13 protein-coding genes and 1 tRNA gene are annotated in these 11085 nt (G+C 76.5%); 5 read left to right on the top strand and 9 right to left on the bottom strand.

Annotation, left to right across the window (positions count from 1 at the left end):
• Positions 1 to 964: 964 nt before the first annotated feature.
• A complete protein-coding gene (locus CS2_RS16090; RefSeq protein WP_070320743.1) occupies positions 965 to 2275 on the top strand; it encodes a YibE/F family protein in 1311 nt (436 codons plus the stop codon).
• Positions 2276 to 2384: 109 nt separating this feature from the next.
• On the opposite strand, the gene rpmF is transcribed toward CS2_RS16090, so the two are convergent.
• From rpmF to rpmB, 6 genes are read right to left on the bottom strand one after another with little or no spacing between them, the layout of a single operon-like run.
• Positions 2385 to 2570, bottom strand: a complete 186-nt coding sequence (gene rpmF / locus CS2_RS16085) for a 50S ribosomal protein L32 (protein ID WP_070320740.1) — start codon at positions 2568 to 2570, stop codon at positions 2385 to 2387.
• Positions 2570 to 2692 carry a type B 50S ribosomal protein L36 gene (ykgO, locus tag CS2_RS16080; RefSeq protein ID WP_046529805.1) on the bottom strand — a complete coding sequence of 41 codons (123 nt, stop codon included), beginning with the start codon at positions 2690 to 2692 and terminating at the stop codon, positions 2570 to 2572. The genes rpmF and ykgO overlap by 1 nt, the downstream gene beginning before the upstream one ends.
• A complete protein-coding gene (locus CS2_RS16075) occupies positions 2689 to 2964 on the bottom strand; it encodes a type B 50S ribosomal protein L31 (protein ID WP_062101235.1) in 276 nt (91 codons plus the stop codon). The genes ykgO and CS2_RS16075 overlap by 4 nt, the downstream gene beginning before the upstream one ends.
• A gap of 10 nt (positions 2965 to 2974) precedes the next feature.
• The gene (rpsN, locus tag CS2_RS16070; protein WP_070320739.1) at positions 2975 to 3280 is read right to left on the bottom strand and encodes a 30S ribosomal protein S14; all 306 of its coding nucleotides are present in this window, start codon (positions 3278 to 3280) and stop codon (positions 2975 to 2977) included.
• 1 nt (position 3281) lies between these two features.
• Complete coding sequence (gene rpmG, locus CS2_RS16065) at positions 3282 to 3452, bottom strand: 50S ribosomal protein L33 (RefSeq protein WP_070320738.1); 171 nt, start codon at positions 3450 to 3452, stop codon at positions 3282 to 3284.
• Positions 3452 to 3688 carry a 50S ribosomal protein L28 gene (rpmB, locus tag CS2_RS16060; protein ID WP_070320737.1) on the bottom strand — a complete coding sequence of 79 codons (237 nt, stop codon included), beginning with the start codon at positions 3686 to 3688 and terminating at the stop codon, positions 3452 to 3454. Before rpmB ends, rpmG begins: the two co-directional genes overlap by 1 nt.
• Before the next feature lie 73 nt (positions 3689 to 3761).
• On the opposite strand from rpmB, the gene CS2_RS16055 reads away from it, so the two are divergent.
• Positions 3762 to 4862 (top strand): CobW family GTP-binding protein, encoded by a 1101-nt coding sequence (locus CS2_RS16055; RefSeq protein ID WP_070320736.1) that lies wholly within the window; start codon positions 3762 to 3764, stop codon positions 4860 to 4862.
• Positions 4863 to 4866: 4 nt separating this feature from the next.
• On the opposite strand, the gene CS2_RS16050 is transcribed toward CS2_RS16055, so the two are convergent.
• A complete protein-coding gene (locus CS2_RS16050) occupies positions 4867 to 5415 on the bottom strand; it encodes a hypothetical protein (protein ID WP_156442173.1) in 549 nt (182 codons plus the stop codon).
• 501 nt (positions 5416 to 5916) lie between these two features.
• Positions 5917 to 5987 (bottom strand) — tRNA-Gly (locus CS2_RS16045).
• A gap of 143 nt (positions 5988 to 6130) precedes the next feature.
• Between CS2_RS16045 and CS2_RS16040 the strand changes: the two genes are divergently transcribed.
• From CS2_RS16040 to CS2_RS16030, 3 genes are all read left to right on the top strand, one after another.
• Positions 6131 to 6730, top strand: a complete 600-nt coding sequence (locus tag CS2_RS16040; RefSeq protein WP_217997397.1) for a GNAT family N-acetyltransferase — start codon at positions 6131 to 6133, stop codon at positions 6728 to 6730.
• 108 nt (positions 6731 to 6838) lie between these two features.
• Entirely contained in the window at positions 6839 to 8185 is a 1347-nt protein-coding gene (gene aztD / locus CS2_RS16035; protein ID WP_070320734.1) for a zinc metallochaperone AztD, read from the top strand.
• Between the two features lie 497 nt (positions 8186 to 8682).
• Positions 8683 to 9855, top strand: coding sequence for a YibE/F family protein (locus CS2_RS16030; RefSeq protein ID WP_233421225.1), 1173 nt, complete (start codon positions 8683 to 8685; stop codon positions 9853 to 9855).
• A 293-nt stretch (positions 9856 to 10148) separates the two neighbouring features.
• On the opposite strand, the gene CS2_RS16025 is transcribed toward CS2_RS16030, so the two are convergent.
• The coding region (locus CS2_RS16025; protein WP_070320733.1) for an aldose epimerase family protein at positions 10149 to 11085 on the bottom strand (937 nt) is incomplete at its 5' end.

Below are 11085 nucleotides of genomic sequence, written 5' to 3'. Positions count from 1 at the left end.
CGGCCGGCGCGCGGGTGGGCGGCCGGCGCGCGGGGGCGGGCTGGCCGGCCGGCCGGCCGTCAGTGCGCGCGCACCGAGCACGGCACTCGTCTGCGAACGCGGCACTCGCGCACCGAGCGCGGCACTCGTTCCCGGCGCACTCGGCGAACAACTACCGCGCTCGCCAGGCAGGACGAGACCGGAGGCAGGTGGCTGCCGGGTCAGGCCCAGCCACACGGCGAGTGCGCCCGCCGTCCACCGAGGCGATCGTCGCGCCTCGTGCAGGGTCGTCACTCGCCGAGTGCGGCACTCGCGCACCGAGCGCGGCACTCGTTCCCGGCGCACTCGACGAACGACTACCGCGCTCGCCGAGGAGAGAAGCCGACGACCCCGCTGGATCGACGGCGCCGCGGGTCCGTGGCCGTGCCGGACCATCCGCGAGCAGCGGGGCACCGCGAGCGCGGCACTCGCGCACCGAACGCGGCACTCGTTCCCGGCGCACTCGACGAACGAGTACCGCGCTCGCGGCGCGGGGGCACGGCCGGACACGGTGCTGACCGGGCGCGGTGGCGACAGCTCCGCGGCCGGGGCTCGTCGGTCGGGGTCGGCGAGAGGGGCCGCGAGGGGTCGGTGAGAGGGCGCGGCTCGGGGTCGTCGGCGTGGCGTGCCGCGCTCGGGTGCGCGGCGCGGTCAGGGTGGTGCGGTGACGGACAGGACACCCGCCGAGCGAGCACCGGCGACGGCCCACGTGCCCGCCTCCGACGGTCCGGCCGGCGGACGCGGCACGGACGACGTCGCCGGGCGCCGTACGGACGCGCTCGCCCAGCGCGGAGCTGAGGCGGACGCCCGGCACGGCACGGGCACGGGACCGGACGCCGGTCACCCGCCCGACGCTCGGCCCGCAGGCGACGACGGACCCGGGCACGAGCACGGGCGCGCGCACGAGCACGAGCACGCTGGCAACGGGCACGGGCACGGGGCGACGGTGCTGCCAGCAGCGTCGGCGCGGCGGGCGCGCGTGCTGCTCGCCGCGGTCCTGCTGCCGGTCGTCGTGGTCACCGGCCTCGGCGCGTGGTGGCTGTGGCCCGACCCGGACGCGGCACCGCCGCAGTTCGCGACCGACGGGCCCGGCGTTACGTACGTGCGCGGCGAGGTCGTCGCGGTGCACGACGGCACGGTCGACGGCGCCGCGACCGGCGACCTCGGTGCCGGCGACCTCGGTGAAGGGGACGGCGGCACGGGCGACGTCGGCACGGGACGCTCTGCCACCGGCGACCACGGCACCGGCGGCCCCGGCACCGACGACCAGGCGACGATCCGGTTGTCCGACGGCACCGAGGTCGGCATGCACGTGCCGCCCGAGTACGTGCCCGAGCTCGCGGTCGGCGACACGGTGCGGGTCGCGCGCATGGCGGTCGCGGCGATCGCGTTCGACCCGACCGCCGACCCCGAGGCGATGACGACGCAGCACGTGTTCGTCGACTTCGTGCGCGGGCCGCCCATGGCGCTGCTGGCGGCGGTGTTCGCGCTGCTCGTCGTGCTGGTGGCGCGCTGGCGGGGGCTCGCGGCACTGGCGGGCATGGCCGTGGGGCTCGCCGTCGTCGCGGCGTTCACGCTGCCCGCGCTGCTGCAGGGCCGCCCCGCGGTGCCCGTGGCCCTCGTGACGAGCGTCGCGATCATGTTCGCGGTGCTCTACCTCGCGCACGGGGTGTCGGTGCGCACGTCGACCGCGCTCGCCGGGACGCTCGTCGGGCTCGTCGCGACCGCGGGCATCGCGGCGTGGGCGGGCGGCGCGGCGCACCTGACCGGCCTGTCGGGCGAGTACGCGCTGGACCTGATGTCCGTCGCGCCCGAGGTGCGGCTGCGCGCCGTGCTGGTGTGCGGCATGGTGCTGGCCGGGCTGGGCGTGCTGAACGACGTCACGATCACGCAGGCGTCCGCCGTGTGGGAGCTGCACGCCGCGAGCCCGGGGCGCCCGTGGCGGTCGCTGTTCGGCCAGGGCATGCGGATCGGGCGCGACCACATCGCGTCGACCGTCTACACGATCGTCTTCGCGTACGTCGGCGCGGCGCTGCCGCTCGTGCTGCTCGTGAGCCTGTCCGACCGCGACCTGCTGGGCCTGCTGACCAGCGGCGAGATCGCCGAGGAGGTCGTCCGCACGTTGGTCGGCTCGATCGGGCTGGTGCTCGCGATCCCGGTGACGACGGCGCTCGCGGCGACGTTCGTCCGGCTGTCCGCGCCCTCGGCGTCCGAGCCCGCGCTCCGCGTCGCGCCCGACGCGGCACGCGTGGCCTGACGGTGCCGGGTCGCGCCGTTGGCCCGGGGCGGGAGCGACGACGAGGCGGGGCGGCGAGGGCTCGGCCTCTCCGCCCCGCCTCGGGGCCGCCGCGTGCCGGGCGCGGTCCTCACGGTGCCGGCGGCAGCGTCCCCGGGTCGAGGAGCCCGCGGCGCAGCGCGGGCACGAGGCGCGACGGCACGACGACGTCGCGTCCGTCGACGCGCACGCGGGTCAGGGGCGTCGGCGTCGCGACCCACTGCGCGCGGCGGGTCCGCGTGCGCGAGCGCGAGGTCCTGCGCTTGGGGACGGCCATCAGCCCTGCCGCCCCTTCCAGCGCGGGTTCTTCTTGTTGATGACGTAGGTCCTGCCGCGGCGGCGCACGACGATCGACCCGTCCTTCTTCTTGAGCGACGCGAGCGACGCGCGCACCTTCATCGGTCCTGCTCCTTCGGCGTGGTGCCGCCGGGCGTGCCGTAGCGGCGGTGGAACTTCTCGACGCGGCCCGCGGTGTCCATGACGCGTGCGCTGCCGGTCCAGAACGGGTGGCTGGCGCTCGAGATCTCGACGTCGATCACGGGGTAGGTGCGCCCGTCCTCCCACTCGACCGTGGTGGTGGACGTCGCGGTCGAGCGCGTGAGGAACGCGTACCCGGCGGACGCGTCACGGAAGACGACGGGGTGGTAGTCGGGGTGGATGCCCTGCTTCACGGGTGGCTCCTCACCAGCTGGACTTGGTGACGCCGGGCAGCTCGCCGCGCAGCGCCGTCTGACGGAACCGCACGCGGGACAGCCCGAACGTGCGCAGGTGGCCGCGCGGGCGGCCGTCGGCGAGGTCGCGGTTGCGCAGCCGCACGGGGCTCGCGTCGCGCGGCTGGGCGTGCAGCGCGGCGCGGGCGGCGCGGCGCTCGTCCTCGGTGAGGTGGGGGTTCACGGACGCGGCGCGCAGCTCGGTGCGGCGTGCGGCGTACCGGGCGACGACCTCGCGGCGCTGGGCGTCGCGGGCGATCTTGGACTTCTTGGCCATGTCAGCGCTCCTCGCGGAAGTCGACGTGCCGGCGCAGCACGGGGTCGAACTTGCGCAGCACGAGGCGGTCGGGGGTGTTGCGGCGGTTCTTGCGGGTGACGTAGGTGAACCCGGTGCCGCCGGTGGAGCGGAGCTTGATGACGGGCCGCAGGTCGGCGCGCTTGCCGGCCATCAGACCTTCTCCCCGCGCGCGAGGATCGCGGCGACGACGACGTCGATGCCGCGGCGGTCGATGGTCTTGATGCCGTCCGTCGAGACGCGCAGCCGCACGTGCCGCCCGAGCGACGGCACCCAGTAGCGGCGGCGCTGGACGTTCGGCACGAACCGCCGCGAGGTGCGGCGTCCCGAGTGGGACACGGTGCGCCCGAAGGTCGGCACCTTCCCCAGGACCTGGCAGTGGTTGCTCATGGCGGACGACGGTAGTTATTGATTATGGTTCTCGTCAACTGTCGAGAACGATTCGCATCAACCAGGAGCGCCCGTGACCCGCACCCCCGTCGTCGTCCTGTCCTCCGTCGACCCCGTCGAGCGCGACGCGACGCTGCTCGGCCTGCTGATCGACTCCCCGCGCACCGTCGCGGTCCGCCACGACATCCACGACGACGAGGACGGCGGCGCGATCCGCCGCGTCGTCGCGTCCGCCGACGGCGTCGTCGAGGACGAGGTCGTGCCGCTCGAGCACGCGTGCCTGTCGTGCGCCGTCCGCGAGGACGCCGTGCCCACGCTGCGCCGCCTCGCCGACGACCCGCGCTGGGACGCCGTCGTGCTCGCGCTGCCCGTGAGCGCCGAGTCCCTGCCCGTGGTCCGCGCGCTCGGCTGGGCCATGCGCCCGGGCGAGCCGCTGACCGGCCTGCGGCTCGGCGACACCGTGACGACCGTCGACCTGGCCGGGTTCCACCACGACCTGCTGGGCGACGACCTGCTCGACGAGCGCGGCCTCGCGCTCACCGCCGACGACCGGCGCGCGGTCGGCGAGGCGCTGGCGGCGCAGGTGGCGCACGCCGACGTCGTCCTCGTGACCGGCGCGCGCGACGACCGCCCGGTCGCGTCCGACCTGCTGGACCACGTGCGCGCGCACGACAGCCGCCGCGTCGACGGCCGGCACGGCGCGAGCGTCGCCGACCTCGTCGCGCACGAGCACCGCACCGCGGCCGGGGAGCGCCGGCTCGACCCCGCGCACGTGGCGCCCGTCGCCGGCGCACCCACGGAGCACGGCGTGTGGACGCTCGACCTGCGGTCGGCGCACCCGTTCCACCCCGAGCGTCTGCTGCACGACGTGCGCCGCCTCGGCTCGCCGCCGGTGCGCGCCCGCGGGCGGTTCCACGTGCCGAGCCGCCCCGACACGCTGTGCGTGTGGGACGGCGCGGGCGGTCAGCTCAGCATCGGGGCGGCCGGGCCGTGGGGCCGCCGCACGCCCGACACGCGCCTGGTGGTCACGGGCACGGGCGACGAGGCGCCCGCGCTGCGCGAGGCGTTCGCCGAGCTCGTCCTCAGCGACGCGGAGGTGCGCCGCGGGTACGCGCCGTGGCTGGGTCGCCCCGACGTGCTCGCGCCGTGGCTGGGCGACCGGACCTCGGCGTGAGCGGTCAGGGCGTCGAGTAGACGACCGGCTGGTAGCCGCCGATCGCGGGGATGACCGTGAGCGTGACGTCGCTCGGGTCCGCGACGAGGAACGCGAGGTCGAACGCGACGACACCCGCGGGCCGGACCTCCACGCTCGGGCCCGTGACCTCGATCTGCGCGGTCGCGTCCGTGAGCGGCGTCGCCTCGACGCCGCCCGAGACGGCGGTGGCGCTCAACGTGTGCGGCTTGTAGTCGGTGCGCGACCCGTTGGTGATCGACACCCGGATCTTGATCGGCACGCCCTCGCCGCCCAGACCCACTGTCTGCTCGGTCGGCTCGAACTCGACCGGCGCCTTGATCTGCACGAAGAGCCCGTTGCCGTACTCGTACGCCTGCCCGAACGTGCGCTGCCCGCCCTCGTAGTCGGCGAGCGGCGTCTCCTCGGAGCCCTCCGCGCTGGCGGGGGTCGAGCAGCCCGCGGCGACGAGCGTGAGGGCCGCGAGCGCGGCGAGGGCCGCGGCCTGCACGCGACGGCGAGGGGCGGTGGCGCGGGACGAGAGGGGAGGGGTCACGCGAGGCTCCAGGGGTCGGTGCGGGACGCGGTCCGGTTCCGGTGCACGGCCCCGCGCACCGGCACGACGCGCAGGGCGCCGTGACCACGACCCGTGGTGCGGTGCGGGAGACGCGAGGTGCCTGGTGGTGCGGCTCCCCCGTGGGCCGGCGTCAAGGTAGCACCGGGCTCATGGGCCGCGGAAGGGTGCGTCCAGAACGGCGAAGCCGCCGCTGACCTGCGGCGATGCGCGTCGATGCGTCCGACGGGGCGACCCGGTGGTGCGCCGCCCGGGTGACCCGCGGGCCGAGCGCGCGCAACGAGGTGTTTACACGACGTCCGCCATGCGGACGCGATCCACTCGACATCCGGAACGATCCGGGGGCGCGCGGCCGACGTCGCGAACCGGACGCGCCGGGCGCACCGGGCACGCCCGGCGTCCGTGACGACGCGGGAGACGACGACGGCGCCGGGGACGACGAAGGCCAGGCGGGCACGTGCCCTGACCTGGCCTCTCGAGCGGAGCGGGTGACGGGAATCGAACCCGCGCTATCAGCTTGGGAAGCTGATGTTCTACCATTGAACTACACCCGCGCGGCGCCGCCGAGGGCGCTGCGGCGTCGATCCTACCCGCTGCGGGGCCCCACTCTTCAACACGGGCCCACCGGTGACGCCGCACGTCGCCCGGGGTGGTGCAGGGCTGGTCGCCCCGCACGCGCGGTGGCAGGGTCGGGCGCGTGACCGCGACGCTGCGCCCCTTCCACCCCAGCGACCTGCCCGGCATGTACCGCGTGTGCCTGCTGACGGGCGCGGCGGGCGGTGACGCGACGTCGCTGTACCGCTCGCCGGACCTGCTGGGGCACGTGTACTGCGGCCCGTACCCGACGGCGGACCCGGGCCTGAGCTTCGTGGTGGTCGACGCGCAGGGCGTCGCGGGGTACGTCGTCGCGACGGCGGGCACGGCGGCGTTCGAGGCGTGGTGCGAGCGGGCGTGGTGGCCCGTGCTGCGCGCGCAGCACCCGCAGGTGCCGGACCCGCGGGACGGCACCGAGGACCACGCGCTGCTCGCGCGGATCCACCACCCGGAGCCGTCGGAGGTGCCGGCGGACGCGCCCGCGCACCTGCACGTCGACCTGCTGCCCCGCCTGCAGGGGCAGGGCTGGGGGCGGCGGCTCATCGAGACGCTGGCGGACGCGCTGCGCGCGCGGGGCGTGCCGGGCGTCCACCTGGGCGTGGCGGCGCAGAACACGCGCGCGGTGACGTTCTACGAGCACCTGGGCTTCCGGCGCGACGCGTCGTTCGACTGGGGGCACCGGATGGCGCTCGACCTGCGGTGACGCCTGGGCCCCGTTCTTATTGATACCGGCTCTCACTCTCTGTTAGGTTCTCGGCACCCCACCGACCGACCGGAGAGGACCGGGCGCGCCCTGCCGCCCCACCACGCCATGACCACTGCCCCGCACCCCCGCACCCGCCGCGCCGCCCCGGCGCTCGCGCTCGCGCTCACCGCGACGCTCCTCGCCGCGTGCTCCGGCACGTCCGACGCCGCCGACGCCGCGACGCCCACCCCCACCGCCGACACCACGACGGCGCCCGCCGTCGAGCGCGCGGCCGCCCTCCCGCGCCTCGCCGTCACGTACGACGGCGGCGTCCTCGTGCTCGACGGCGCGTCGCTCGAGGTCCTCGCCGACCTGCCCGCCGAGGGCTACCTGCGCGTCAACCCCGCGGGCGACCACCGCCACGTCCTCGTCTCGACCGCCGCGGGCTTCCAGGTGCTCGACGCCGGCACGTGGGGCCAGGCGCACGGCGACCACGCGCACTACTACACGAGCGAGCCGCAGCTCACCGACGTGACGTTCCCCGCCGACCACCCGGGCCACGCGGTGGTCCACGACGGCCGCACCGCGCTGTTCGCCGACGGCACGGGCGAGGTCACGGTCGTCGACTCCACCGCGGTCGCCGACGGGCCGTCGGACGACGCCCGCACGTACACGACCCCGCACGCGCACCACGGCGTCGCGGTCGAGCTGCACGACGGCACGCTCGTCGTCTCCGAGGGCACCGAGGACGCCCGCACCGGCGTCCGTGCGCTCGACGCCGACGGCGACGAGATCGCCGCGATCGACACGTGCCCGGGCGTGCACGGCGAGTCCGTCGCGCAGGGCGACGTCGTCGCGATCGGCTGCCAGGACGGGGTCGTGCTGTTCAAGGACGGCGCGTTCACCAAGGTCCCGAGCCCCGACGCGTACGGCCGCATCGGCAACCAGGCCGGCTCGGAGGAGTCGCCGGTCGTGCTGGGCGACTACAAGACCGACCAGGACGCCGAGCTCGAGCGCCCGACGCGCGTGTCGCTGGTCGACACCCGCACCGCGACCCTGCGGCTCGTCGACCTGCCCGCGTCGTACACGTTCCGCTCGCTCGCGCGCGGCGACGACGGCGAGGCGATCGTGCTGGGCACCGACGGCGCGCTGCACGTGATCGACCCCGAGACGGGTGCGCTCGTGCGCTCGACGCCCGTGGTGGACGCGTGGGAGGAGCCCACCGAGTGGCAGACCCCGCGCCCCGCCGTGAAGGTCCACGCGGGCACCGCGTACGTGACCGACCCGGCCACGCGGCGCGTCCTCGCGGTCGACGTCGAGACGGGCGAGGTCTACCGCTCCGTCACGCTCGACGTCGTGCCCGACGAGGTCGCGCTCGCGACCGGCGAGGCCCCGGAGCACCGCGACCACGCCGACGACGCGACGCACGACGAGCACGCGCACGACGACGAGCACGCCGACCACGACCACTGAGCACCGACACCGGCACCGCCCCCTCGCCGCACGGCGAGGGGGCGGTCGCGCGCCGCACGGCGAGGGGGCGGTCGCGCGCCCGCGGTCCGGGACGCACGCCCGGCGAGGCCGGGACCGAGGTCGACGCGACGCCGCACCGGCCCGGTGCGACGCGCGGACCCGTGCCGCGGCACGACCCGCCCGCCGGAGGGAAGAATCGCCCCGTGAGCCCGACCGAGCCCGCGCCCCGCCCGACCGAGCCCGCGCCCGCCGCGCACGACCCCGCGGCGACCGGACCCGCCCCGCACCATCCCGCGGCAACCGGACCCGCCCCGCACGACCCCGCGGCGACGGGACCTGCGGCGGCCGGCCCCCTGGCGACCGGACCCGCGGCCGCGGGGATCGTCCCCCACCTCGCCGAGTCCCCCGGGCACGCTGCGCCCGCGCCCCCCGGCCGGCGGCGTGCGCGCCGCGGCGCCGACCTGGACGCCCCGCACCCACGCGGCACGGTGACGCGCGTGCTGCTGACGGCCGTCGTCGTGGTCTGCGCGCTCGCCGCGCTGCTGGGCATCGCGCTCACCTGGCCGTCGGGCGACGGCCCCCGCACGACCCTCTCGGACGCGGGGGTGCGGTACGTCGGCGCGCAGGTCGTGGACACGCGGATGCAGTCGTGCGACGGCACCGTCGAGGACGTGCTCCCGGACGGCACCGTGCCGCAGAGCGTCCAGTGCCTGCAGGTCACGGCGCGGACGTCGGCGGGCCGCGAGGTCGACGTGTTCGCGACCTCCGGCACCGAGGCGGCCGACCTGCCCGCGGGCACCCGTGTGACGCTCGAGCACTACCCCGCGACCGCCGGGGAGGCCGAGGTGTGGGCGTGGCACGACGTCGACCGCACGCTCCCGCTCGGCGCGTTCGCGCTCGCGTTCGCGCTGGTCACGACGCTCGTCGCGGGGCTGCGCGGGCTGCGGGCGCTGCTCGGGCTGGGGATCGCGTTCGCGGTGCTCGGCGTCTACATGCTGCCCGCGCTCGTGGCCGGGCAGGACGGGCTGACGGTCGCGCTCGCCGGGTCGACCGCGATCGTCGTGGTGGTGCTGTACCTCGCGCACGGCGTGTCGCTGCGGACGACGACGGCGCTGGTCGGCACGCTGCTGGGCCTGGCGATGGTCACGGGCCTCGGCGTGCTCGGGGCGCACGTCGCGCACCTGCAGCCCGTGACGTCGGAGGACACGTTCGCGCTGGCCCGGGCTCTGGGCGCCGACGGCGTGCACGTGCTGCGCGGCGTGTTCCTCTCGGGGGTCGTGCTCGCGGGCATCGGCGTGCTCAACGACGTGACGATCACGCAGGCCGCCGCGGTGTGGGAGCTGCGCGCGGCCGACCCGTCCGCGTCGTGGCGGACGCTCACGGCGCGCGGCATGCGCATCGGGCGCGACCACATCGCGTCGACGGTCTACACGATCGCGTTCGCGTACGCGGGCGCGTCGCTGCCGCTCCTGCTGCTGCTCGAGCTGTACGACCAGCCGCTGCTGGTCACGCTGACGGGCGGCGCGTTCGCCGAGGAGATCGTCCGCACGCTCGCGGGCGCGACGGGCCTGGTGCTCGCGATCCCGCTGACGACGGTGGTCGCGGCGATCGCCGCGGTCGGCTCACCGCCGGGCCGCGGCGGCGGCCACGGCCACGCGCACGCGCACTGACGCGACCGGTCACCGGGCTGCGGGGCCCGACCCCACGCCTGCCGTCCGTCGAGCGCACGGCGTCCGCTGCGGGGCCCGACCCGACGCCTGCCGTCCGTCGAGCGCACGGCGTCCGCTGACGGCTCGGCCTGCGCCGCCTCCGCCCGGCCGACCGTCGAGGCACCCTCGCGTCCCGGTGGGTGGGCAGCGGCGCGCACGAGACCGGGTCGGGAGCGCTCACGAGCCGCGTGAGCGACGCGAGCCCGGTCTCGTGGGCGGCGCGTCCCGGGCGTCGAGACGCCGACGGGCCCGGCTCAGACCGTGACGGCCAGCCGGAACGTGCCCGTGCGCTCCTCGCCGGGGGCGAGCACGAACACGCCGGTGCCGGGCACGCCCCGCTCGTGCAGCGTGAACCCGTCGTTGACGTTCGTGGCGGGCTCGACCGCGAAGTAGCAGCGCCGCCGCGGCGCGTACAGCACGAGGTGCCGGTACACGGGGTCCATGGTCAGGTCGACGCGCACGCCCTCGTCGGGGTACTCGACCGTCACGGGTGCACCGGGCTCGAGGTCGGTGAGCACGTCGTCGACGAACGCGGTGCCCAGCGCGCGCGGGACCCGGAAGTCGGCGCGCGGCGGCACGGCCCCCGCGGGGCCGTCGGGAAGCGCGCCGGTGAGCCGGTAGCCGGCCGACGCGGGCACGTGCAGCACGGGCCCGGCGGTCGGCGGGTACTCGCGCACGGGCGCGCCGACGGGCAGCAGCGCACGGCTGAGGTACGGGTGGTGGCCGAACCCCGCGGGGAACGGCTCGACGTCGGTGTTGCGCACCGAGGTCGTCACGACCAGGTCGTCACCCTCGAGCGCGTACCGGATCGTCGCGCCGAACCGCCAGGGGAAGTTGACGCCCACCTGGCACGACGTCTCCGTCGCGAGCGTCACGGCCGTGGCCGTGCGCTCGACGACGTCCCAGTGCGCGTACCGCACGGCGCCGTGGATCGCGGTGCCGTCGGCCGCGTTGCGCTGCAGCTGCCAGCGCCGCCCCGCGAAGGGCAGCACGCCGCCGCGGATCCGGTTGGACCACGGCACCATCGGGAAGCTCGCGCACTTCTCGGGGTCGCCGGCCGCGGACGTGCGCGTGGGGCGGAGCAGGTCGCGCCACACGCCGTCGGCGGTGCGGACGCGCCCCGCGCCCAGCGACGCACCCGTGCCGGGCAGCACGTCGAGCTCCCAGCGGTCGGTGCGCAGGGTCACCGCG

The sequence above is a fragment of the Cellulomonas iranensis NBRC 101100 = JCM 18110 genome (assembly GCF_001552375.1).
Classification (GTDB): domain Bacteria; phylum Actinomycetota; class Actinomycetes; order Actinomycetales; family Cellulomonadaceae; genus Cellulomonas; species Cellulomonas iranensis.
Note: the sequence above shows the minus strand (reverse complement) of the source record. Positions and strands in the feature narration are given on the sequence as shown.

Excerpts from the sequence above, each read along its gene's own strand:
- rpmF (WP_070320740.1), bottom strand. The coding sequence starts at position 2,570 with ATGGCCGTCCCCAAGCGCAGGACCTCGCGCTCGCGCACGCGGACCCGC.
- ykgO (WP_046529805.1), bottom strand. The coding sequence starts at position 2,692 with ATGAAGGTGCGCGCGTCGCTCGCGTCGCTCAAGAAGAAGGACGGGTCG.
- rpsN (WP_070320739.1), bottom strand. The coding sequence starts at position 3,280 with ATGGCCAAGAAGTCCAAGATCGCCCGCGACGCCCAGCGCCGCGAGGTC.
- rpmG (WP_070320738.1), bottom strand. The coding sequence starts at position 3,452 with ATGGCCGGCAAGCGCGCCGACCTGCGGCCCGTCATCAAGCTCCGCTCC.
- rpmB (WP_070320737.1), bottom strand. The coding sequence starts at position 3,688 with ATGAGCAACCACTGCCAGGTCCTGGGGAAGGTGCCGACCTTCGGGCGC.
- aztD (WP_070320734.1), top strand. The coding sequence starts at position 6,839 with ATGACCACTGCCCCGCACCCCCGCACCCGCCGCGCCGCCCCGGCGCTC.